The sequence below is a fragment of the Pantoea sp. 22096 genome, from assembly GCF_052045955.1.
Lineage (GTDB): Bacteria > Pseudomonadota > Gammaproteobacteria > Enterobacterales > Enterobacteriaceae > Pantoea > Pantoea alfalfae.
The window spans coordinates 16,544-39,459 of record NZ_JBQEPW010000006.1 but is presented as its reverse complement, the minus strand read 5'-3'; the positions used below and the strand labels follow the sequence as shown (position 1 = coordinate 39,459).

Sequence of the window (22,916 nt, the reverse complement as noted above, 5' to 3'; positions counted from 1 at the left end):
AAAATGGATGAGTTTAAACCGGAAGACGAGTTAAAACCTGACGCCAGCGACCGCCGTCCCTCGCGCCCTCGTAAGTCGTCTACTGCGGCCAAAACACCGGTTTCGCGCCAGCGTATCATGATGGGTGTCGGGATCCTGGTTCTGCTGTTACTGGTGCTGGGGATTGGTTCGGCGCTGAATGGCCCGGATGAGAAAAAACCGGCCACGGCGGGCACAACCCCTGCCGCCAATGGCGGTTCCGGCAGCGAAAAGAATATTGACCTGGGCGGCTCCTCTTCCATGTCCGGTGGACAGACTCCTCCGTCAGATGCGCAGACTACCCCCGCCACCAGCGAAAATAACGCGGCGACCAGCGGTGATGCTGCCTCTAATCCGCAGCGCGACATCTCGATGCCGCCTGTGGCTTCAACGCCTACGCAGGCCGCACCGGTTGAGGCACCCGCAAATCAGCAGCGTGTCACGCTGCCGGGCGATCTGAACAGCGCGCTGACTAATCAGCAGCAGCAGGTTGACAGTGCCGCGATGGGCACGCAGAACGGCAGTTCACTGCCAACGGCGCCAGCAACGGTCAGCGGCAATGCCGGAACGGCTGCCAATCCTGTCACGGCACCTTCAGTCCGTCAGACACCGAACAAATCAAATACGGCTGCTCGTCCGGCGCACGATTCATCGCATAAAACAGCGTCGAAGCCAGTAACCCGTGACAGCAAAACGCATACCACGCCAGCGCGTACGCCAGTGAGTTCTGCGCCAGCTACCACGGCAGCGGGCAGCAATTCAGCCAGCAAATCACTGCCAGGGGGCAGTTATACTCTGCAGCTGAGCGGTGCATCAAAGCCGGAAAGCCTGAATGCCTGGGCTAAGCAACAGAATCTGAGTGGATATCACGTCTACAAAACCACCCGTAACGGTCAGTCGTGGTACGTGCTGGTGAGTGGCTCCTATGCCACACCGGCCGATGCCAAACGCGCTGTAGCATCGCTGCCTGCAGACGTGCGTGCGAAGAACCCGTGGGTAAAACCAGTCAGCCAGGTGAAGAAAGAAGCCAGCCAATAGCGGATGTGGGGCCAGGCTCTGGCCCCGTTTTAAGCGCAGATCTGCTGTCGGTCCAGCCACAGCCTCACAATAAGATGTAATAACCACGACAGCATGAAAAAAAATCGCGCTTTCCTGAAATGGGCAGGGGGAAAATTTCCCTTAGTAGAAGAGATCCATCGTCATCTGCCGCAAGGCGACTGTCTGGTTGAGCCATTTGTTGGCGCAGGTTCGGTGTTTCTGAACACTGAGTTTGATCGCTACCATCTGGCTGATATCAACAGTGACCTGATTAATCTCTACAATATTGTCAAAACGCGCACGGCGGATTTCATCCGTGACGCGCAGCTGCTGTTTACGCCGGAGGGTAACAACGAAATCTGTTATTACCAGCGGCGCACCGAATTTAATAGCAGCACCGACGCCTACCAGCGCGCGCTGCTGTTCCTCTATCTGAACCGTCACTGTTACAACGGCCTCTGCCGCTATAACCTGCGTGGTGAGTTCAACGTGCCGTTTGGCCGCTATCGCAAACCCTACTTTCCTGAAGCCGAATTGTTGTGGTTTGCCGAGCGTGCGCAAAAAGCGACGTTTGTCTGTGAATCGTACGATGTTACCCTGACCAGTGCCGGTAAAGGCTCGGTGGTCTATTGCGATCCGCCTTATGCACCGCTGTCGGCCACGGCCAATTTTACGGCTTATCACACCAACAGCTTCAGCCTGCGTGAGCAGGAGAATCTGGCGGCGTTAGCGGCACAGCTGGCTGCGTCGGAGCACCGGATTCCGGTACTGATTTCTAACCACGACACTGCGCTGACACGTTTATGGTATCAGGATGCAGTGTTACATGTGGTCAAAGCCCGGCGTTCTATCAGCCGGAGCATAGCCGGTCGCACCAAGGTCGACGAACTGCTGGCACTTTATCGCTAGTCTGTTTCGTCCGCGACCAACGCATTACGCCAGCCGCAGGGCTGGCGCACAACAGTGGGAGAATCGGATGAAACAATATTTGCTGGCCCCTTCAATCCTGTCGGCGGACTTTGCCCGCCTGGGCGAAGACACAGCCAAAGCGCTGGCGGCCGGAGGTGACGTGGTTCACTTCGACGTAATGGACAACCACTACGTCCCTAATCTGACCATGGGTCCGATGGTGCTGAAAGCACTGCGCGACTATGGCATCACTGCGCCTATCGACGTGCATCTGATGGTGAAACCAGTGGATGCGCTGATCCCGGAGTTTGCCAAAGCCGGTGCCACCTATATTACCTTTCATCCCGAAGCCAGCGAACACGTTGACCGTACTCTGCAACTGATCAAGGAGCATGGCTGTAAAGCGGGTATGGTCTTTAATCCGGCGACCCCGCTGAGCTACCTCGATTACGTCATGGATAAGCTGGATATCATTCTGCTGATGTCCGTGAACCCTGGTTTTGGCGGGCAGTCATTTATTCCCGGCACCCTGGATAAACTGCGGGAAGCACGCCGACGTATCGATCAGAGCGGCTACAACATTCGTCTTGAAGTGGATGGCGGCGTGAAGATCGACAATATCCGCGAGATTGCGGCTGCCGGTGCCGATATGTTTGTCGCGGGTTCTGCCATCTTCGGTCATCCTGACTATAAAAAAGTGATCGATGATATGCGCAATGAACTGGAGAAAGCCAATGGCTCATTTCACTGATATTCGTGCGCTGGCGTTTGATCTTGATGGCACGCTGGTGGATAGCGCGCCAGGCCTTGCCGATGCGATCGACCGCACGCTGAACGATCTCCGCCTGCCGCAGGCGGGCCTTGAGCGCGTCTCAACCTGGATTGGCAACGGTGCCGATATCATGATGGCCCGTGCGCTGACCTTTGCGCTGGGCCGTGAGCCGCAGCCGGAAGAGCAGCGCGATGCACGCGCGCTGTTTGACCGCCACTATGCCGACACTGTGGATGCGGGCAGCACGCTGTTCCCACAGGTGAAGCAGACGCTGGATGCCTTAAAAGCTTCCGGGCTGCCGATGGCGATTGTGACCAACAAGCCGACGCCGTTTGTGGCACCGCTGCTTGAATCGCTTGGCATTGCCGATGCATTTTCGCTGATTATCGGTGGCGACGATGTGCCGGTTAAAAAACCGCACCCTGCAGCGATCTTTATGGTGCTGGGCACCTTCGGCGTCCTGCCGAACGAGTTGCTGTTTGTTGGCGACTCACGCAATGATATCCAGGCGGCGCAGGCGGCGGGCGTGCCCAACGTCGGTATGACCTTTGGCTATAACTATGGCGAGCCGATTGCAACCAGCCAGCCCGATTTAACCCTCGACTCTTTCGACGAACTTTTGCCCACACTGGGGCTGTAAATATCAGGACTTAAGTATGAAACCCATCGTTTTCAGCGGCGCACAGCCGTCCGGCGAACTGACCATTGGCAACTATATGGGAGCGCTGCGTCAGTGGGTGCAGATGCAGGATGATTTCCACTGCATTTACTGCATTGTTGATCTGCACGCGATCACCGTGCGTCAGGATCCTGCTGCACTGCGTAAAGCGACGCTGGATACGCTGGCGCTCTATCTGGCCTGTGGTATCGACCCGCAAAAAAGCACCATCTTTGTTCAGTCGCATGTGCCAGAGCACACGCAGCTGAGCTGGATCCTGAACTGCTACGCCTATTTCGGTGAACTGAGCCGTATGACGCAGTTCAAGGACAAATCAGCACGTTACGAAGAGAACATCAACGCCGGTCTGTTCGACTACCCGGTTCTGATGGCGGCTGACATTCTGCTCTATCAGACCAATCAGGTGCCGGTCGGTGAAGATCAGAAGCAGCATCTGGAGCTGAGCCGCGATATCGCACATCGCTTCAATGCGATCTATGGCGATATCTTCAGGGTACCAGAGCCGTTCATTCCGAAGTCTGGCGCGCGCGTGATGTCGCTGCTGGAGCCGACCAAAAAAATGTCCAAGTCTGACGACAACCGCAACAACGTTATCGGCCTGCTGGAAGATCCAAAAGCGGTCGTGAAGAAGATCAAACGCGCCGTTACTGACTCTGAAGAGCCGCCAGTGGTGCGCTACGACATCAAAGAGAAAGCGGGCGTCTCTAACCTGCTGGATATTCTGTCGGGCGTGACCGGTAAAACCATCGCCGAGCTGGAGCAGGAGTTCGAAGGCAAGATGTATGGCCACCTGAAAGGCGCAGTAGCCGATGCGGTGTCAGGCATGCTTTCTGAGCTGCAGGAGCGTTATCACAGCTTCCGCAACGATGAAGCACTGCTGGAGCAGGTGATGCGTGATGGTGCGGCTAAAGCACGCGCACAGGCGCAGGAAACGCTGAAGAAGGTTTATGAAGCGGTAGGCTTTGTCGCGATGCCGTAATGGCTGAGCGGACAAACAGAACGGCGGGCGTTATGCCCGCCGTTTTTATTTGCCGATTCAGAACCAGCGCAGGCTGTCGCGCAGACTCACTACGCTACCGATAATCATCAGGCTGGGACTGATCACCTGAGCGGCTAACGCTTCCAGTTCGTCCAGTCTCCCGGTGACCACGCGCTGACGCGTGCTGGTGCCGTTTTCCACCAGTGCTACCGGCATATCACTGCGCATTCCATGTTTTATCAGCTGCTGCTGAATTTCTCCGGCCTGGGCCAGCCCCATATAAAAGACCAGCGTCTGCTGCTCTGCCGCCAGCATCTGCCAGGCGAGCGTGCCGGATTTCTGCAGATGCCCGGTAACCAGTCTGACGCTCTGTGCATGATCGCGGTGGGTCAGCGGAATACCGCTGTAGGCCGCACAACCCGATGCCGCGGTGATCCCCGGCACCACGCTGAACGGAATCTTCAGCTGTGCCAGCGCTTCCAGCTCTTCACCGCCGCGACCAAAGATAAAGGGATCGCCGCCTTTCAGCCGCACCACCCGTTTTCCGCGTAGCGCCTGTTCGCAGAGCAGCTGATTGATCGCATCCTGCGGTACGCAGTGATGTCCGGCGCGTTTCCCGACAAAAATGCGTTCGGCATCACGGCGCACCAGATTCAGGATCTCATCGGAAACCAGCCGGTCATAGACGATGACATCCGCCTGCTGGATCAGCTGTAAACCTTTGAGGGTGAGTAATCCGGCATCGCCCGGACCGGCACCCACCAGCGCCACGTCACCCTGTTGCGAGAGGTCTGCGCTAAAAAGCGCGTCGGTAATCTGTTCCGCGCGTTCACCGTCGCCGTTAGCCAGCGTCTGGGCCAGCCGTTCGCTGTTAAAGTAGCGCTCCCAGAAGTGACGGCGGGCATTGATGGAGCCGAATTGCTTTTTCACCCGTGCACGCAGGCCGCCGGCCCGCTGCGCCAGCTGGCCGAGATGCTGCGGCAGTATCGCCTCCAGCTTCTCCCGCAACAGACGCGCCAGCACCGGCGCGCGTCCGCCAGAAGAGACGGCAACCATCAGCGGGGAGCGGTCGATAATCGACGGCATAATCGCGCTGGCCTCCTGCGGCGCATCCACCAGATTGCAGAAGATCTGCTGTGTTTCGGCCGCTTCTGCCACCTGCTGATTGACCGCGTCATCACTGGTGGCGGCGACCACCAGCCAGCAGCCGGTGAGCCACCCGGGATCGAAAGGCCCTGGCAGCAGCGTGATGGCTTTCTGCTGCGCCCATTCCTGGAAGGTGGGGGAGAACTCACGGGCACCGACCCACAGCTCGGCACCGGCCTCCAGCAGCAGGCGCGCTTTCCGCTCAGCCACGTCACCCGCGCCGACCAGCAGGCAGCGACGGCCCTGCAGGCGGCAGAACAAGGGGAAGTAGTCCATCAGAGGTCCTTAAAAAAGCCCGCGCAGGCGGGCTGTTGAGGGGCGTTACAGGCAAACTTCAACCTGTCCGGCATTGACCCGCACCGGCCATGCCGCCACGGAGCGCGTTTCGTCCTCCATGCAGTAGCCATCGCTGAGGCGGAAATGCTGTTTCTTCAGCGGGCTGGCCACCCAGAGCGCATCCTGATGTTCGGCAATAATGCCGCGTGACAGCACGCTGGCATCGGCAAACGGATCGATATTGCTGATGGCATAAAGCTGCTCATCGTTGCGTGGACGGAAGATAGCCACCTGCTGACCTTTGACCAGCGCGCAGACGCCCGTGGCGGGCAGGATCTGCGTCAGCGGGCACACCGGATTCCACTGGCTCATGATTCGGTCTCCTCAATCAGTGTCACGGCAATGCGTTCTTCGGGGCGCGCCGGGCGATGCTGGTCGCGCTCTGCTACCTGTTGTACAGCGGGATCGCGCTGCGGCGAGTTGATAAAGTGGGCAAAGCGCGTCAGCTGGTTCTCATCTTCCAGCGTCGCCTGCCATTCACAGCAAACGCTGGCGCGCAGCGCGGCGAGCTGCTGTTCCATCTGGCTGTTAAGGCCGAGTTTGTCATCCACGATCACGCTACGCAGATAGTCGATGCCACCCTCCAGACTCTCCAGCCATAGCGAGGTGCGCTGCAAACGGTCGGCGGTGCGGATATAGAACATCATGAAGCGGTCGAGATAGCTGATCAGCGTCTGCTGATCGAGATCGGCCGCCAGCAGATCGCCATGACGCGGTTTCATGCCGCCGTTGCCGCAGACGTAGAGATTCCAGCCTTTTTCGGTAGCGATAATGCCGACATCTTTGCCCTGGGCTTCTGCGCATTCACGGGTGCAACCGGAGACACCAAACTTCATTTTGTGCGGTGTGCGGATGCCTTTATAGCGGTTCTCCAGCATTACGCCGAAGCCGAGGCTGTCGCCCACGCCGTAACGGCACCAGGCGCTGCCGACGCAGGTTTTCGCCATACGCAGTGCTTTAGCGTAGGCCTGACCGGTTTCAAATCCGGCCTCGATCAGCTGTGACCAGATAGCGGGCAGATCGTCTTTCTGCGCGCCAAACAAGCCGATGCGCTGCGAGCCGGTGATTTTGGTATAGAGCTGATAGCGTTCGGCGATCTCGCCAATCACCTTCAGTCCGTGCGGCGTGATTTCACCGCCGGGCGAGCGCGGGATCACCGAATAGGTGCCATCTTTCTGGATATTACCCAGATAGAGGTCGTTGCTGTCCTGCAACGGCGCGTGATGCGGCTTGAGTACGTATTCGTTCCAGCAGGAGGCGAGCAGAGACCCCACCGCAGGCTTGCATATTTCACAGCCGTAACCCTGACCATAGCGGACCAGCAGTTCATCAAAGGTTTTGATCTCTTCCACCTGAATCAGGTGATAAAGCTCCTGGCGTGACCAGGCGAAGTGGGCACAAAGGTGGTTATTGACCTCAATGCCCTGACGGCTGAGTTCGCTGTTAAGTACCTGGGTAATAAGGGGAATACAGCCGCCGCAGCCCGTACCGGCTCGGGTGCTGCTTTTCAGCGCGGCCACGGTGTGACAGCCACCCTGAACCGCTTTGATGATGTTGCCTTTGCTGACGTCGAAGCAGGAGCAGATTTGCGCGTTGTCAGGCAGGGAATCGACGCCGATGGCCGGTTTATCCCCGCTGCCCGCTGGCAGAATCAGTGCTTCCGGGTTATCCGGCAGCGTAATACCATTCAGCACCAGTTGCAGCAGGTTGCCATAGTCGCTGGTGTCGCCCACCAGCACCGCACCCAGCAGAGTTTTCTGATCTTCGCTGATAATCAGGCGTTTGTAGACCGATTTGCTTTCATCCAGCCAGACCACACTGCGTGCACCTGGCGTGGTACCGCGCGCATCGCCAATCCCACCGACATCGACACCCAGCAGCTTGAGTTTGGCGCTCATGTCCGCACCGGTAAACGCATTGTCGCGGCCCAGCAGATGGTCGCTGGCGACCTGCGCCATTTTATACCCCGGCGCCACCAGGCCATAGACGCGATTCTGCCAGGCGGCACACTCACCGATGGCGTAAATGGCGGGATCGCTGGTGCGGCACTGGTCATCAATGGCGATGCCGCCACGCGGACCCAGGGTTAATCCACACTGTTTTGCCAGTTTGTCCTGCGGGCGAATGCCGGTGGAGAAGACAATGAAATCGACCTCCAGCGCACTGCCGTCGGCGAACTGCAGCGTTTTGCCGCCGTGCTCGTGATGCACAATCTGTTGGGTGTTTTTGCCGGTGTGGACCCGCACGCCCATCTGCTCAATCTTACGACGCAACTGTTCCCCGCCTTGCTGATCGAGCTGTTCTGCCATCAGCACCGGCGCAAATTCAATAACGTGAGTTTCAATACCCAGATTTTTCAGTGCGCCCGCCGCTTCCAGTCCCAGCAGACCGCCGCCAATCACCGCACCGCGTTTGCTGCGGCGTGAGCAGGCTTCAATGGCATTGAGATCTTCGATGGTGCGGTAGACAAAGCAGTCGCTACCTTCGGCACCGTTAATCGGCGGGATCCATGGATAAGAGCCGGTGGCAAAAATCAGCGTGTCGTAGTGAACCGCGCGACCGGTGCTGGAGTGGATGAGCTTTTCATCACGGTTAATGGTGAGAGCGCGCTCACCCAGCAGCAGATTGACCTGATGTTTGTCGTAATAGCCTTCACGAACCAGCGACAGCTCTTCGGCGGTGTGATGGGAGAAGTAAGCGGACAGATGGACACGGTCGTAGGCGACGCGGGGTTCTTCACAAAAGACGGTCAGCGAAAACTGGTCGGGTTCCGCTTTCTCAAGTAACTCTTCTATGAAGCGGTGGCCGACCATGCCGTTACCGATAACGACGACATTGTGCTTGCTCATTTTTGCCTCAAATTTGCGATATCTGCGGCTACAATAGCGCGCCCTTTCTGACGCTTATTGATATGTATCAACCACAACGCCATATACCTATTAAGAGGTATGTAGTTGATTTTAATTTGGTTTATCGGATACGGCTAACCTGCTGAATATCCTGCATTGCTGCTGAGGGTATGAATCGTGTTAGTTTTAACCATACAGGTTAATCGGATAAGGAATCAGCCATGCTGTCACCCAAGTGGATCAATAATGTGCGTTTGCCCTGGCGGGAAGGGTTGTGGCAAATCGAAATCGCCGACGGAAAAATTGCCCGCATCTCAGCCCAGCCGCAGCAGCCTTCTCCGGTGGGACAATCGCTGGACGGCGAGGGCGGCTTAGCCTGCGCGCCCTTTATTGAGCCGCATATTCATCTGGATACCACCCAGACGGCGGGTGAACCGGCATGGAATCAGTCTGGCACGCTGTTTGAGGGGATTGAACGCTGGGCTGAGCGCAAGGCGCTGCTCAGCCACGAAGATGTGAAACAGCGGGCGTTGCAGACGCTGAAGTGGCAGATCGCCAACGGCATTCAGTTTGTGCGCACTCATGTTGACGTGTCAGACCCCTCACTGACGGCGCTGAAAGCGATGCTGGAGCTGAAAGCGGAGATGGCGCCCTGGATCACGATTCAGATAGTGGCGTTTCCCCAGGAGGGCATTCTCTCCTATCCCAACGGCGAAGCATTGCTGGAAGAAGCCTTGCGGCTGGGCGCGGATGTCGTCGGCGCCATACCGCACTACGAATTCACCCGCGAATATGGCGTCGAGTCGCTGCATAAAACTTTTGCGCTGGCTGACCGCTATGACCGGCTGATCGATGTTCACTGCGATGAGATCGATGATGAACAGTCGCGCTTTGTGGAAACCGTGGCGGCGCTGGCCCATCGCGACGGCAACGGCGCACGCGTGACGGCCAGTCATACCACCGCGATGCACTCTTACAATGGCGCGTACGCCTCACGACTTTTCCGGCTGCTGAAGCTGTCGGGCATTAACTTTGTCGCCAATCCGCTGGTCAATATTCACCTGCAGGGCCGCTTCGATACCTATCCCAGGCGGCGCGGCATTACGCGGGTAAAAGAGATGCTGGAGGCCGAGATTAACGTCTGCTTCGGCCACGACGATGTGTTTGATCCCTGGTATCCGCTGGGGACCGCCAACATGCTGCAGGTGCTGCATATGGGATTACATGTCTGTCAGCTGATGGGCTATGAGCAGATTGATGCCGGTCTGGATCTGATTACGCACAACAGTGCGAAGACGATGCAGCTTGCAGGCTATGGCATTCAGAGCGGCAACGAGGCCAGTCTGATTATACTGCCAGCAGAGAGCGGTTTTGATGCGGTAAGAAGGCAGGTCCCGGTGCGCTATTCACTGCGTCGCGGTGTGGTCGTGGCGGAGACGAAGCCTGCAGAAAGCGAGATTTACTGGCGGGAACGGGAGCGCGTAAACTTCCGGCGTTAACGAGCAGGGCGGCGATCGCTCGCCGCCCTGAAGGATTAATGCGTGACGTGACCGTGAGTACGATGACGGCTGACAAAGCCGAGCAGGGCACACATTACAAATACCACGGCGTAGAGCGCGTTCGCCGTCGCCAGTGCGGTATGCACACCACTTTTCTCAACGATAGGCGCCGTGACCACAAAGGTCAGCATGGTGCCGACGGTGCCGCAGGTCAGAATGAAGTTCACCAGCTTCGGTGACGCCACTCTGGTCTGCAATGAACCCAGGGTGATGATGGTGGTGTAGATAGCACTTGAGCTGAAGCCAAGAATCATGATGATCCATTTCAGCATGCTGGCATCGTTGCTGCTGACGAACCAGTACATCAGTACGGTCGCCAGACCCGCCAGCACCATCAGAATGCGTTGCAGATCGAAGAAGCGCAGCAGGAAGCTGAAGGCCCACATACCCACCATATACGCCGTCCAGAAGCTGCCCACCAGTTGTCCGGCGTCATTGATATTCATGCCCATGACTTTGGTGGCATATTCCGGCACCCAGGAGATAAAGCCGAGCTGGCCCAGAATATAGCAGAGTGCCGCGACAGCCAGCAGCAGCACGCCCACACCCCATTTCTCTTTCTCAACCGTCGGGCTGTTTTCAGGCTTACGCAGTACCGGGAACTCCACAAACAGCGTCATGACGAAAATGGCGACGTAGATAACGCCGATGCAGACATAGACCCAGTACCACGGCAGCTGACGCGCCAGCAGAATGCCTGCCAGCACCGGAAACAGCGTGCCCGCCATGCTGAAGAAGGAGTCGGTAAACAGCAGGCGTGAACCGCGCTGACGGCCTTCATACAGGTGAGTGATCAGGAAGGTACCGATCGACATGGTGATGCCGCTGACCACACCCAGCACAAACATACAGAGCGAGAAGATGGTGAGATCGCGGCTGGTCATCAGCCCGATTATCGCCAGCACCATCAGGACGAAGCCGAAAATCAGCTGGCGCTTCAGTGGCACAATCACCATCAGCCAGGCGTTCAGGAAAACCGCCGCCAGGATGCCGCTGTTGAGGAAGGTGAAGGTATTACTCATGCTGGAGATGGGAATCTGGAAATCTTTTGCGATATCGCCCATTACCATGCCGGTAACGATCACCAGCGCGCCGGTCAGCGCGTAGGAGAAGAAGCTTATCCAGGTAAGGCCAATACGATTACGGTTTGTCATGTTCTGAACCTGTTGAGAACCGGGTGCCAAAAAGTGTCAGAAAGTGTAAACGGAACTGTGATCTTAATAAACAAGCAGTGAAACTACAGATCTAGATTTCATGTGTTGTGTGATTTTAATCACGCAATTAGGGTTGTTTAACGTTTGCTCAGTGCATTTGCCGCAACAGCGTAAATATAAGTAAAACGCTGGCTCATGGAATAGAGTGTCTTTACAATCAATCACGTTTTTGTGCCCGCTCTCCCAGGTAAGGAATCTTTCATGTTTAAACGTACTTTAACAGCGGCCATCACCCTGTTAGCGCTCTCTACCGTTTCCGCCCAGGCGCTGGCCGCAAAAGGTGACACCCACGTTCTGCTCACCACCTCCGCCGGCAATATCGAACTCGAACTGAATAACCAGAAAGCGCCGGTTTCTGTGAAAAACTTCGTTGATTACGTCAACAACGGTTTTTACAACAACACTATTTTTCATCGCGTGATCCCGGGCTTTATGGTGCAGGGTGGTGGTTTCACCACGGATATGCAGCAGAAGCAGACCAACGCGCCAATTAAAAACGAAGCGGACAATGGACTGCGTAACCTGCGCGGTACCATCTCTATGGCGCGTACCGCCGATAAAGACAGTGCCACCAGCCAGTTCTTCCTCAACGTCGCGGATAATGCGTTCCTCGACCACGGCCAGCGCGATTTCGGCTATGCCGTATTTGGTAAGATTGTGAAAGGTCAGGATGTGGTTGAAAAAATTTCTCAGGTTCCGACCAAAGATGTGGGTCCGTACCAGAATGTGCCGTCCAAACCGGTAGTTATCCTCTCCGCCAAAGTCCTGCCTTAACGCTTTTTGTCGCCATCTGCGGATGGCGACCGCCTGCCGCTTCCGGCAAAGCCAGAATTTGCTCTTATACTTAGGGCAAAAACCTGAGCAGGAGGCGGTATGGCGAACAAACTCACCGAAAAACAGAAGGTCACTCTGTGGCAACAGCGGCGTAGCGCCAGCTATCAGGCCAGCTGTCGGCTGGAAGGCTTCTCATCGAATGAAACCAGCGTAAACAGCGATGATGCAGCCGCGCGTCTGGCGTCACTGAGGAGGCAATATGGACTCTAATACCGCAGTGACCCAGGATCCCTACCTGTGGCAGCACGACAACGTGCTGAAAAACCTGCCCGATATTCATGATGCCGCCCAACTGCGTAAGGCGGAGCTGAGCTTCAGTGCAGCGCGTGCCGCCACCCTGGAACTGGGACCGCGTAATGCCGGATTGCCTTACCTGCGCCAGATCCATCGCACGCTGTTCCAGGACGTTTACAGCTGGGCCGGCGAACTGCGCACCATCGATATCTGGCGAGATGAAACGCCGTTCTGCCATTTTGAATATATCGAAAAGGAAGGCAACGCGCTGATGGCTGCGCTGGAAGAGGAGAAAGGACTCGCTGAGTTGCCGCGCGACGCGTTTATTCAGCGCATCGCCCACTACTACTGCGAAATCAATATGCTGCATCCTTTCCGTCATGGAAATGGCCGGGCACAGCGGATTTTCTTTGAACAGCTGGCGCTGCATGCCGGTTATCTGCTGTCGTGGGAAGAGACGGACGCGGAGAGCTGGAAAGCTGCTAATCAGGCGGGTGTAGCCGGCGATCTGACGCCGCTGGAGCAGGTGTTTGCGAAAGTGGTGAGTGAGGCGGCTTAACCGCGTAGAATAGCGGCGCGGTTTATCATTCTGGACGCGTCATGCTGCTGCTTATCGACAATTACGACTCCTTTACCTGGAATCTTTATCAATATTTCTGCGAGCTGGGCGCGCAGGTTCAGGTGGTGCGCAATGATGCCATCACCCTGGAGCAGATGGCAGCGTTACCGCTGACCCATCTGGTGATCTCTCCTGGCCCCTGCACGCCGTCAGAGTCGGGCATCTCGCTGGCGGCGATTCGGCATTTCGCCGGTAACGTGCCGGTGCTGGGTGTCTGCCTGGGCCATCAGGCGATCGCGCAGGCCTATGGCGCGCAGGTCGTGCGAGCCCGTCAGGTGATGCACGGCAAAACCTCCGAGATTCAGCACACCGGCCAGGGCGTGTTCCGCAATCTCAATAATCCCCTTACCGTGACCCGTTATCACTCGCTGATTGTGCAGCGCGACTCTCTGCCCGACGCATTCGAGGTAACGGCCTGGACGGTACGTGACGGCGAGCCTGACGAAATTATGGGGTTTCGCCATAAAACCCTGGCGCTGGAAGGCGTGCAGTTCCATCCCGAAAGCATTCTCAGCGAGCAGGGACATCAGCTGCTGCGCAATTTCCTTACGCAATAAGTTGCCTTTGAGTGATTTTTTATGCATATTTTGTGATTATTATTTCAATTCAGTACGACAATCATTCAGATGGGGTTACTAATGGCAGCCGAAAAAATTGCGGTCACGCGGGAGACGTTCGATAACGTTATTTTGCCTGTTTATGCACCTGCGCAGTTCGTGCCGGTAAAAGGCAAGGGCAGTCGCGTATGGGATCAGCAGGGCAAAGAGTATATCGACTTCTCGGGTGGTATTGCTGTTACCGCACTTGGACACTGCCATCCTGCGCTGGTGGAAACACTGAAAAGCCAGGGCGAGACGCTGTGGCACACCAGCAATGTCTTTACCAACGAACCGGCACTGCGTCTCGCCAGTAAGCTCATTCAGGCGACCTTTGCCGATCGCGTCTTCTTCGCCAACTCCGGTGCCGAAGCCAATGAAGCTGCGTTTAAGCTGGCGCGCTACTATGCCTGCAAACGTCACAGTCCGTTCAAAAGTAAAATCATCGCGTTTCATAATGCTTTTCATGGCCGGACGCTGTTTACCGTTACGGTCGGCGGCCAGCCAAAATATTCTGACGGATTCGGTCCGAAACCGGCGGATATTGTCCACGTGCCGTTCAATGACCTGGATGCTGTAAAAGCGGTCATTGACGATCACACCTGCGCCATTGTGGTTGAACCGATTCAGGGTGAGGGCGGCGTCATGCCTGCGACGCAGGAATTTATGCAGGGACTGCGTGCGCTTTGCGATCAGCATCAGGCGCTGCTGGTACTGGACGAAGTGCAGAGCGGCATGGGACGCAGCGGCAAGCTGTTCGCCTATGAGCATTATGGCGTCCAGCCCGATATCCTGACTTCAGCCAAAGCGCTGGGCGGCGGTTTCCCGGTCAGCGCCATGCTGACCACCAACGAGATTGCTTCAACCATGGCACCGGGCGTGCATGGCACCACCTATGGCGGCAACCCGCTCGCCTGTGCCATTGCCGAAACCGCGCTGGATATTATCAACACGCCGGAGGTGCTGGCGGGCGTAGAGATGCGTCGCCAGCACTTTGTCACGGCGCTGCAGGCTATTGACGCGAAGTATGACCTGTTCAGTGACATTCGCGGCAAAGGTCTGCTGATTGGCGCGGCACTGAAACCTCAGCATGCCGGCAGGTCGCGCGACATTCTGAATGCCGCCGCCGCTGAAGGTGTGATGGTGCTGGTAGCTGGCACCGATGTGATGCGTTTTGCCCCGTCGCTGATCATCGAACCGGCCGACATTGAAGAGGGCATGAGCCGCTTCGCCACCGCCGTCGGCAAAGTGCTTAACGGCTAGCTTAGTTTTTACGTAAGCGTCTGATCAGCCAGCGGCCATGTTGCGGTCGCTGGTTCCACGCCAGCGATGAAATGGTGTACATCACGCTCAGATGATCGAGAATGCGCCGCACATGCTGCTCCACCACAGTAATCGGTCCCTCACTGATGTTTTCCAGGTCATCCAGCAGATTCACCTGTGAGCTTTCACCATCATATTCCAGCCGCTGCTGACACCGCTGCAGCGCAATTTCGCAGGATTGCAGATAGCGTTGAGCCAGCGAGGCGGTCAGCATAGTGTGCTCGCGCGCCAGAATCGTTATCGCATTGATATGCTCGACAATAAACTGACTGTGGGTGACCCAGAGCCGCATATCACTCAGGTAACGGGAGTTGAACGCGGGTTCCTGCATTGCCTGATTCAGTGAGTTAAACAGCGCATTGTGCGCCTGATTAACCTTCACGCGCTGATAAGCCAGTTTCTCTGGCGACTGTTCGTCGCCCAGTAACAGCCGCAGCGCATCCTGATAGGTTTCCAGCGCGTCGTGGGCGTTCTGCCGTAGTAAGCCGCTCTGCCACTGCGGCCACAGCCACAGCATCCCACCAAAGGCGATCAGACAGCCCATCAGCGTATCCATCAATCGCGGCAGCAGAAACTGCGCGCCATTCAGTGACAGCAGTTGCAGCGAGTAAACTGCCGTGACCGTAAAGCCAATCATCGACCAGCCATAGAACTGGCGGGTAAAGCGATAGCTGATAAAGGTTATCGCCAGCATGATCAGCAGCACCAGTGACTCCGGTACCGCGAGCCGCAGCGTAGCGGCCGCGATGACCAGGCCGGCAAAGGTGCCCAGCGCCCGGTGCTGAATGCGGACACGGGTGGCGCTGTAGCCGTTCTGGCTGACGAACATAATGGTCATCAGGATCCAGTAGGGTTTAGGGATGTTGAAGAACAGCGCCAGCGCGCTGCCCAGCATCAGCATCACCGCAAAGCGACCCGCCGTGCGCAGCGACGACGAGCGAAACGAGAGATAACTGCGCAGCGCCGGTAACAGCGGCAGGCGGCGCTGGCGGTCTGCCATCAGATCGCGCTGGTAAAGCGGTTTCTGGGTGCGTAGCACCCGCGCAATGCGGTTGAAGTGATAAAGGCAGAAGTTACCCACCGGATTATCGGGATGCTGATGGGCAATTTTCTCCAGTGCGCCGAGCTGTTTATCCATCGCAAAGCGGTCGGGTAACTGGTGATAAAGAATGTTATCTGCCAGCACCCGCAGCCGGGCCGAGATGGTTTTGGCATTCCAGCGGATCACCGCTTCAGCATGGCTTTGCTCCACCAGCTTCTGGACTTCTTCCGGCCGATGCAGGCTGACCGAGATATGCTCCTGCAGATCGAGGGCCACCTGGAAAGCGCGCGTCAGCCTTTTATGGCTGTGATCGCGGCTTGCCGACAGCATATGCATCTGCTGATAACAGGTGTTAATCAGATCGACCACTTTCTGCTGACGGGCCAGCAGTGGCGGCAGCGCCTTTTCCGGATCGGTCAGCTGCGTCAGCAGGGTGTATTTCGCGTCGCAGTAGTTAGCCAGCTCGCGGTAGATCAGGCTCAGGCTTTCGCGCATTGGCTGCTCTTTCCACAGCCAGAACCAGAACCAGTTAAACAGCCCGTACCACAGCGTGCCGCCGATATAGAGCAGCGGGGTGACATAGATGGGCATGCGGCCAATCAGGCTCAGGGTAAAGATGGCGGCAATCAGGGTGCCGGGCAGCAGACGGCCATGCAGCGGGCTGATCTCACCCGTGACGCCGAGCAGCAAAGGCATAGCGAAGAGGATCAGCGGCAGTGGAATCGCATGCAGGGTGAGCCACTGGATCAGAAAGCTGCCGAGGGCAAACAGGCTACCGCCCACAATCAGACGTTTGAAAAAGCGTTTATGCGGCGTATCGAGACCGGCGATATTGCAGCAGGCGGGCACTAATGAGAACAGCAGACCTTTTTGCAGGTCGCCAGCCAGCCAGCCCAGCGCCACCGGCAGACAGAGCACCAGCGTTTGCCGCAAGGCATAATTGACTTCAGGATGGTAAATGATTCGACGCCACATCGGCCCAACACAAACAATAACGGCGTGATGTTGCCATCACGCCGTGGATGACAGGAATTAGCGGGTGCCGTAAACGACGATGGTTTTGCCGTGTGCGGAGATCAGGTTCTGATCTTCCAGCATCTTCAAAATACGGCCCACGGTTTCACGTGAACAACCCACAATCTGACCAATTTCCTGACGAGTGATTTTAATTTGCATGCCGTCGGGATGCGTCATGGCATCTGGCTGCTTCGCCAGGTTAAGCAGAGTCTGTGCAATGCGGCCGGTAACGTCGAGGAAAGCGAGGTTACCCACTTTTTCAGACGTCACCTGCAGGCGACGCGCCATCTGCGATGAGAGTCGCATCAGGATATCGGGGTTAACCTGGATCAGCTGACGGAATTTCTTGTAAGAAATCTCCGCCACTTCGCACGCGCTTTTCGCACGTACCCAGGCGCTGCGTTCCTGACCTTCTTCGAACAGGCCAAGCTCACCAATAAAATCGCCCTGATTCAGGTAGGAAAGAATCATCTCTTTGCCTTCTTCATCTTTAATCAGAACCGCGACGGAACCTTTCACGATGTAGTAAAGCGTTTCTGCTTTTTCACCTTGGTGAATCAGCGTACTTTTGGATGGATACTTGTGAATATGGCAATGGGACAGGAACCATTCGAGTGTAGGGTCTGTTTGCGGTTTGCCGAGAACCATTCGCTATTATCCTCTGTTGTAATCGTGCCCAAAATACAGGGGGCAGTTTTCCCTGTCAGGCGGTGAAAGCTTCAAGCGTTTCCTTTTCAGGAAATTATTCGGGCCGCATCAGGCGCAGTGCGCATCATTCTTCCCGGCTTCGCCATCGGGTGACGAAAAATATTTTCAGCACTGTTTGTAGCACAGCTTTTGCCGACTGTCTTCTGTTGTCTCGCTTCAGCTACAGGCGGATTTCTCTGGATTGCTGTTTACCAGGCGAAAGCGTACTCTGGCGACAAAACAGCGTATTCCGGAGCAAAAATCATGCAGGCAAGAGTGAAATGGGTAGAAGGGCTGACATTCCTTGGAGAATCCTCATCCGGCCATCAGATACTGATGGATGGCAATTCAGGTGATAAAGCGCCCAGCCCAATGGAAATGGTGCTGATGGCGGCAGGTGGATGCAGCGCGATTGACGTGGTATCAATTCTGCAAAAAGGCCGCAACGATGTGGCTGATTGTGAAGTAAAACTGACCTCAGAACGTCGTGAAGAGGCGCCGCGAATCTTTACGCACATCAACCTGCATTTTATCGTGAGTGGCAAAGCGCTCCAGGATAAAGCGGTCTCACGCGCGGTCGATCTTTCGGCTGAAAAATATTGCTCGGTGGCCATCATGCTGGGTAAAGGCGTCAACATTACACATAGCTATGAAGTGATCGAACTTTAGTAGCCGCAGGGGTTATTGCAGACCTGCTAACTTCACTTCCAGTATCTGATGCAGGTTGCTTTAAGACTGTGCCTGGTCCGGAAATCCGCTTTGAGATTGTGCCTGCGTTGTGAACAGGGTCAGAGCGGTTTTTGTCGGTCCGCTGTCAGATTGTGCCTGCATAGGGAATCCGCGTTGATACTGTGCCTGCGCTGGGAACCGGGTCAGATCGGAAAGTCGCTTAAGCCAATCCCTGGCCGCTCGTCCCGCGCCGTCCCTGGCGCGGGACGCTTTCCTTTTCTGACCCGGTTCCCTGCGTGTTAAGCATTTTCGCTGCTGTCAGATTGATCCTGCATTGGCATTAGTCTGGAAAGGCCCTTTTGACCTCTTACTCTATCCGCTTACCTTCCATCAGCCGCTTCACCAGCGGACCCATGATCAACTCCATCGCCAGACCCATTTTGCCGCCGGGCACCACCAGCGTATTGATGTGCGAGATAAACGAGCCCTGCAGCATTGCCAGCAGGTAGGGGAAGTCGATATCTTCCAGCGCCTGAAAGTGGATCACCACAAAACTCTCATCCAGTGACGGAATGGCGCGGGCTGCGAACGGGTTGGAGGTATCGATGGTTGGAACGCGCTGAAAGTTGATATGGGTGCGTGAAAACTGCGGTGTGATGTAGTTGATGTAATCTTCCATTGAGCGCACCACGGAATCCATTACGGCTTCACGTGAATGACCGCGCTCGCCAGTGTCGCGTACCAGCTTCTGAATCCACTCCAGGTTAACAATCGGTACCACGCCCACCAGCAGATCGACCTGTTCCGCCACGTTGTGCTGCGCTGTCACCACACCGCCATGCAATCCTTCATAAAAAAGAATATCGGTGTTCTGCGGTAGCGGCTGCCAGGGTGTAAAAGTGCCGGGCACCTGATTCCACGGCACCGCCTCATCGTAAGTGTGCAGATATTTACGCGACTGCCCCTCCCCGCTGAGACCATACTCTTTAAAGCTCTGCTCCAGCAGGCCAAAGTCATTGGCTTCCGGGCCGAAGTAGCTGACATGACGTCCCAGATCGCGTGCCTTACGAATCGCCATATCCATTTCAGGGCGGGTAAAGCGGTGAAAACTGTCACCTTCCAGCTCCGCCGCATGCAGGTCAAGCTGCTGAAAAATTTTGCGGAACGCCAGGCTGGTGGTGGTGGTTCCTGCGCCGCTGGAACCGGTCACCGCGATAATGGGATGACGTGCAGACATAGAAAAGCTCCCTGTGAGGTCGGACGATGAGCATTGTTATCATGAAAGGGTGCCGGGTGCATCAGCCACGAAATTCTTTACGCGGCATGATATTGACCGATTCATGCAGTTCCGACCACACCAGCACCACTTCACCGGTTTCCAGCTGGCGTCGCACATCAGCCACCTTGTCCAGCAGGCTACGTTCATGCTCGCCATAGTCAGTGCCTTCACGCAGCACAAAGGTTTCAATCAGATTTTCAAGGGTCTCAGGAGAGACCTGTTGCCAGGGAATAATCACGAGATCAGGTATCCAGAAAAGGGGCGATCCACTGCGGGATGCGCTGTTCCAGCCACATTTCGGGCTGGCGTAACGTCCCGCCGACGAAACCGACGTGGCCGCCGTGTGGTGTCAGTTGATAAGTAATAGTGGCAGATAATTGGCTGCTGTGCGGAATCACCTCATCACTCATAAAGGGATCGTCTTTGGCGTGGATGATTAGCAGCGGTTTCTCTGCGCGTTTGAGCCAGGGCATGGCGCTGGCCCGATGATAGTAATCGGCCGCATCGACAAAACCGTGGGCGCGGGCGGTAATCGCATCATCAAAATCGCGCAGTCGCCGCAGCGCTTTTAACTGCGCCAGATTGACCGGCAGCGTATCCGGCCAGGCGTGCAGTTTGCGGCGGGCATTTTTCTTCAGCTGCGCCAGCAAATAGTATTGATAGAAGCGTGAAAAGCCATGTTCCAGTTTTACGCTACATGGCTCCAGCAGCAGTGGGGCGGAGACAATGACGCCTGCCTCCACTTCGGCAGCTGCGCCCTGCTGGCCCAGCAGGCAGCCCAGCATATTGCCGCCTAGCGAAAAACCGACGGCCACGGTCGGCACCTGGCCCCAGCGGGTACGCAGCCAGTGCAGAAAAAAGCGGGCATCTTCCGTTTCGCCGGAATGATAGATGCGATTGAGCCGGTTGGGTTTGCCGCTGCAGCCGCGAAAATGCATCACTACCGCCAGCCAGCCGCGCGCGCGGCAGATCGCCATCAGGCCATGAATATAGGGGCTGTGAAAGCTGCCCTCCAGCCCATGAAACAGCACGACGCGCGGCTTATTCTGCGCCTGTTGGGGATCTTCGCTCCAGGCGAGATCGACAAAATCGCCATCCGGCAGATCGAGTCGCTGCCAGTAAGGCGCGAACGTGACACGGCGACGCAGCAGGCGCGGCAGCATTGTCTGCAGGTGGGCGTTACGCAGGCTGTCAGGCGGCGTGAACTGCTCGTTTTCCGGTCCGGTAAATTTCATGTGGTAAAAGCTTGTCTGTTCCATATCTCACTGTTAGCTTCGATAAGTTTTTTCTTGCAGGGGTAAGGAGTACCCGATTGCCATGGAACTCAGTCTTTTTTTATCAATGTTGGGCTTTCTTTGGGTCGCGGCGATTACGCCCGGGCCTAATAATATGTTACTCACCGCCTCAGGCGCTAATTTTGGCTTTATGCGCACCATTCCGCTGATGATCGGCATCATGATTGGTATGCAGGTGATGCTGCTGATGGTGGCCTTTGGCGTAGGCGGTCTGATCCTGCTTTATCCTTCGTTGCACCTGGTGCTGAAAATCGCCGGTAGCCTCTATCTGCTCTGGCTGGCATGGAAAATCGCTACCGCCAGTTATGAAAAGCTGGAAACTGACCAGGCGCCGGATGCGCCGATGCCGTTCTGGCAGGGTGGGCTGCTGCAGCTGATCAATCCAAAGGCCTGGCTGATGGCACTGGGCGCGGTCGCCAGCTTCAGTCTGGCCGGTGATGCGTATCGCCATTCGGTGATGGCGATAAGCGTCGGTATGTTTCTGGTTAATCTCGTCTCGGGCGTGATCTGGATGGGATTTGGCGCGATGATCGGCCGCATTCTGCGCAGCCGTCGTGCCTGGAAAATCTTTAACCTCGCTATGGGGCTACTGACTGCGGCCTGCGTGCTGTTAATCTGGCATTAAGTCAGCTGGATGCGCGTTCAACGCGCGTCCAGGGCAGCACTTCACGGATGACCGGCGCATTCGGATTACGGATCTTCTGCAGCAGCAGCTGCACGCTGCGCGCGCCCAGCTGGTTCATCGGTTGCTCGATGGTGGTCAGCGGCGGATTCAGGCTGCGGGTAAACGGCACGCCATCGAACCCGACGACCGCCAGATCTTCCGGCACGCGCAGACCTGCTTCCAGTGCCGCATGTACCACGCCCACCGCCAATACATCTGATACCGCAAACACCGCATCCGGCGGTTCCGGCAGCGCCATCAACTCCCGCAGCCCCTGACTGCCTGCTTCAGGGGAGATCTCACAGGTATAAGAGACGCCGGACCACGCATACCCCAGCTCCTCAATCGCCTGCCGGTAGCCTTTTTCACGATGATGCGAGTAGAGGTAGCGCATGTCGCCATTGACCAGCCCGATGCGTTTACGCCCTTTACCGGCGAGGTAATGGACGGTGTCACGCGCCGCTTCAAGGTGATCAATGCTGACTGAGGAGGCGGGGATGTCGGGATTAAATTCACAGCACTGCACCCAGGGGGCTCCGGCGATCAGCGCCTGCAAATCCTGTAAGCCGGAGGCCGCATCCATGGTAATCACACCATCCACCACTTTGCCGGTCAGCAAACTCAGATAGGCGGCTTCGCGCTGAAGCTGCGAGGCGGAGTTACAGAGCAGGATATGATAGCCGTGCAGTTCCGCTTCGGCCTCAATGCCCTGAACCACGCGTGAACAGAAGGGGTTAGTGATATCCGAGATCAGCACCAGCAGCATGTTGCTTTGCGCCGTACGCAGCTGACGCGCCAGCAGATTGGGCTGATAGTCGCAGGCAGAGATTGCCGCCAGAACTTTCTCACGCGTATCGGGCTTTACGCCGGGATGCGCGTTGAGAACCCGCGATACCGTGGCTTTGGAGACGCCAGCCAGCTGAGCGACTTTCTCGATCGACATCGGATACAGAGACCTTAACAGGCAAAAATTGGTAACGCATATCAATAGCACAGGGACAATGTGAGCGCCTGACATTTTTGCTTACTTTAGCTATTTTCAGCATTTGCGATTTTTGACTTAGTTTTGCAGATAGTGATCTAAGAACTTATTTCTATTAGGGATAATTTTTAATTCCTTTATGAAACTATAGGGGCCATAGACACTGCCTCCACGAT

At 56.3% G+C, this 22,916-nt stretch carries 23 protein-coding genes; 13 read left to right on the top strand and 10 right to left on the bottom strand.

Annotated features, from left to right (window positions below; genetic code table 11):
- The first annotated feature begins 3 nt into the window (after nucleotides 1-3).
- From ACTJKZ_RS17475 to trpS, 5 genes are all read left to right on the top strand, one after another.
- Complete coding sequence (locus ACTJKZ_RS17475) at nucleotides 4-1,056, top strand: SPOR domain-containing protein (RefSeq protein WP_161733669.1); 1,053 nt, start codon at nucleotides 4-6, stop codon at nucleotides 1,054-1,056.
- 93 nt (nucleotides 1,057-1,149) lie between these two features.
- Nucleotides 1,150-1,965 carry an adenine-specific DNA-methyltransferase gene (gene dam / locus ACTJKZ_RS17470; RefSeq protein ID WP_161733667.1) on the top strand — a complete coding sequence of 272 codons (816 nt, stop codon included), beginning with the start codon at nucleotides 1,150-1,152 and terminating at the stop codon, nucleotides 1,963-1,965.
- A 67-nt stretch (nucleotides 1,966-2,032) separates the two neighbouring features.
- Nucleotides 2,033-2,716, top strand: a complete 684-nt coding sequence (gene rpe, locus ACTJKZ_RS17465; RefSeq protein ID WP_013359278.1) for a ribulose-phosphate 3-epimerase — start codon at nucleotides 2,033-2,035, stop codon at nucleotides 2,714-2,716.
- The gene (locus tag ACTJKZ_RS17460; RefSeq protein ID WP_061063545.1) at nucleotides 2,700-3,377 is read left to right on the top strand and encodes a phosphoglycolate phosphatase; all 678 of its coding nucleotides are present in this window, start codon (nucleotides 2,700-2,702) and stop codon (nucleotides 3,375-3,377) included. Before rpe ends, ACTJKZ_RS17460 begins: the two co-directional genes overlap by 17 nt.
- 16 nt (nucleotides 3,378-3,393) lie before the next feature.
- Nucleotides 3,394-4,395, top strand: coding sequence for a tryptophan--tRNA ligase (gene trpS, locus ACTJKZ_RS17455; RefSeq protein ID WP_013359276.1), 1,002 nt, complete (start codon nucleotides 3,394-3,396; stop codon nucleotides 4,393-4,395).
- Between the two features lie 57 nt (nucleotides 4,396-4,452).
- Here trpS and cysG read toward each other — a convergent pair whose 3' ends face one another.
- The 3 genes from cysG to nirB are packed head-to-tail and all read right to left on the bottom strand — an operon-like array spanning nucleotide 4,453 to nucleotide 8,726.
- Entirely contained in the window at nucleotides 4,453-5,817 is a 1,365-nt protein-coding gene (gene cysG, locus ACTJKZ_RS17450) for a siroheme synthase CysG (RefSeq protein WP_440829879.1), read from the bottom strand.
- A 45-nt stretch (nucleotides 5,818-5,862) separates the two neighbouring features.
- Nucleotides 5,863-6,189 carry a nitrite reductase small subunit NirD gene (nirD, locus tag ACTJKZ_RS17445; protein WP_159227114.1) on the bottom strand — a complete coding sequence of 109 codons (327 nt, stop codon included), beginning with the start codon at nucleotides 6,187-6,189 and terminating at the stop codon, nucleotides 5,863-5,865.
- On the bottom strand, nucleotides 6,186-8,726 hold the full coding sequence (gene nirB / locus ACTJKZ_RS17440; RefSeq protein ID WP_440829878.1) for a nitrite reductase large subunit NirB: 2,541 nt from the start codon (nucleotides 8,724-8,726) through the stop codon (nucleotides 6,186-6,188). Before nirB ends, nirD begins: the two co-directional genes overlap by 4 nt.
- Before the next feature lie 221 nt (nucleotides 8,727-8,947).
- On the opposite strand from nirB, the gene ACTJKZ_RS17435 reads away from it, so the two are divergent.
- The gene (locus ACTJKZ_RS17435) at nucleotides 8,948-10,225 is read left to right on the top strand and encodes a cytosine deaminase (protein ID WP_161733661.1); all 1,278 of its coding nucleotides are present in this window, start codon (nucleotides 8,948-8,950) and stop codon (nucleotides 10,223-10,225) included.
- A 35-nt stretch (nucleotides 10,226-10,260) separates the two neighbouring features.
- On the opposite strand, the gene tsgA is transcribed toward ACTJKZ_RS17435, so the two are convergent.
- Complete coding sequence (gene tsgA / locus ACTJKZ_RS17430) at nucleotides 10,261-11,439, bottom strand: MFS transporter TsgA (RefSeq protein ID WP_222924913.1); 1,179 nt, start codon at nucleotides 11,437-11,439, stop codon at nucleotides 10,261-10,263.
- A 261-nt stretch (nucleotides 11,440-11,700) separates the two neighbouring features.
- Here tsgA and ppiA point away from each other — a divergent pair, with 261 nt between their 5' ends.
- The 5 genes from ppiA (at nucleotide 11,701) to argD (ending at nucleotide 15,045) form a co-directional block, all read left to right on the top strand.
- Nucleotides 11,701-12,273: a peptidylprolyl isomerase A gene (gene ppiA / locus ACTJKZ_RS17425; protein WP_150011056.1), complete on the top strand. Its 573-nt coding sequence runs from the start codon at nucleotides 11,701-11,703 to the stop codon at nucleotides 12,271-12,273.
- A 99-nt stretch (nucleotides 12,274-12,372) separates the two neighbouring features.
- A complete protein-coding gene (locus ACTJKZ_RS17420; RefSeq protein WP_090966735.1) occupies nucleotides 12,373-12,543 on the top strand; it encodes a YhfG family protein in 171 nt (56 codons plus the stop codon).
- Nucleotides 12,533-13,126 carry a putative adenosine monophosphate-protein transferase Fic gene (locus ACTJKZ_RS17415; RefSeq protein ID WP_253420234.1) on the top strand — a complete coding sequence of 198 codons (594 nt, stop codon included), beginning with the start codon at nucleotides 12,533-12,535 and terminating at the stop codon, nucleotides 13,124-13,126. The genes ACTJKZ_RS17420 and ACTJKZ_RS17415 overlap by 11 nt, the downstream gene beginning before the upstream one ends.
- 41 nt (nucleotides 13,127-13,167) lie before the next feature.
- Entirely contained in the window at nucleotides 13,168-13,743 is a 576-nt protein-coding gene (locus ACTJKZ_RS17410) for an aminodeoxychorismate/anthranilate synthase component II (RefSeq protein ID WP_440829877.1), read from the top strand.
- A gap of 81 nt (nucleotides 13,744-13,824) precedes the next feature.
- Nucleotides 13,825-15,045: a bifunctional acetylornithine/succinyldiaminopimelate transaminase gene (argD, locus tag ACTJKZ_RS17405; protein ID WP_222924915.1), complete on the top strand. Its 1,221-nt coding sequence runs from the start codon at nucleotides 13,825-13,827 to the stop codon at nucleotides 15,043-15,045.
- Between the two features lies 1 nt (nucleotide 15,046).
- Here the strand turns inward: argD and ACTJKZ_RS17400 are convergent, their stop codons facing one another.
- Both ACTJKZ_RS17400 and crp read right to left on the bottom strand, forming a co-directional pair.
- Complete coding sequence (locus ACTJKZ_RS17400; RefSeq protein ID WP_440829876.1) at nucleotides 15,047-17,122, bottom strand: YccS/YhfK family putative transporter; 2,076 nt, start codon at nucleotides 17,120-17,122, stop codon at nucleotides 15,047-15,049.
- Nucleotides 17,123-17,179: 57 nt separating this feature from the next.
- Complete coding sequence (gene crp, locus ACTJKZ_RS17395) at nucleotides 17,180-17,812, bottom strand: cAMP-activated global transcriptional regulator CRP (RefSeq protein ID WP_003852956.1); 633 nt, start codon at nucleotides 17,810-17,812, stop codon at nucleotides 17,180-17,182.
- Nucleotides 17,813-18,115: 303 nt separating this feature from the next.
- Here crp and ACTJKZ_RS17390 point away from each other — a divergent pair, with 303 nt between their 5' ends.
- Nucleotides 18,116-18,520, top strand: a complete 405-nt coding sequence (locus ACTJKZ_RS17390) for an OsmC family protein (RefSeq protein ID WP_010253071.1) — start codon at nucleotides 18,116-18,118, stop codon at nucleotides 18,518-18,520.
- 367 nt (nucleotides 18,521-18,887) lie between these two features.
- Here ACTJKZ_RS17390 and ACTJKZ_RS17385 read toward each other — a convergent pair whose 3' ends face one another.
- The 3 genes from ACTJKZ_RS17385 to ACTJKZ_RS17375 all read right to left on the bottom strand — a co-directional run bounded on the left by ACTJKZ_RS17385 (nucleotide 18,888) and on the right by ACTJKZ_RS17375 (nucleotide 21,058).
- Nucleotides 18,888-19,757, bottom strand: a complete 870-nt coding sequence (locus ACTJKZ_RS17385; RefSeq protein ID WP_222924918.1) for a phosphoribulokinase — start codon at nucleotides 19,755-19,757, stop codon at nucleotides 18,888-18,890.
- Nucleotides 19,758-19,818: 61 nt separating this feature from the next.
- Nucleotides 19,819-20,037 (bottom strand): YheU family protein, encoded by a 219-nt coding sequence (locus ACTJKZ_RS17380; protein ID WP_013359263.1) that lies wholly within the window; start codon nucleotides 20,035-20,037, stop codon nucleotides 19,819-19,821.
- A 4-nt stretch (nucleotides 20,038-20,041) separates the two neighbouring features.
- Nucleotides 20,042-21,058 carry a hydrolase gene (locus ACTJKZ_RS17375; protein WP_161733648.1) on the bottom strand — a complete coding sequence of 339 codons (1,017 nt, stop codon included), beginning with the start codon at nucleotides 21,056-21,058 and terminating at the stop codon, nucleotides 20,042-20,044.
- A 58-nt stretch (nucleotides 21,059-21,116) separates the two neighbouring features.
- Here ACTJKZ_RS17375 and ACTJKZ_RS17370 point away from each other — a divergent pair, with 58 nt between their 5' ends.
- Entirely contained in the window at nucleotides 21,117-21,719 is a 603-nt protein-coding gene (locus ACTJKZ_RS17370) for a LysE family translocator (protein WP_161733646.1), read from the top strand.
- A gap of 1 nt (nucleotide 21,720) precedes the next feature.
- Here ACTJKZ_RS17370 and ACTJKZ_RS17365 read toward each other — a convergent pair whose 3' ends face one another.
- Nucleotides 21,721-22,701 (bottom strand): LacI family DNA-binding transcriptional regulator, encoded by a 981-nt coding sequence (locus ACTJKZ_RS17365; protein ID WP_161733644.1) that lies wholly within the window; start codon nucleotides 22,699-22,701, stop codon nucleotides 21,721-21,723.
- Between the last annotated feature and the right edge of the window lie 215 nt (nucleotides 22,702-22,916).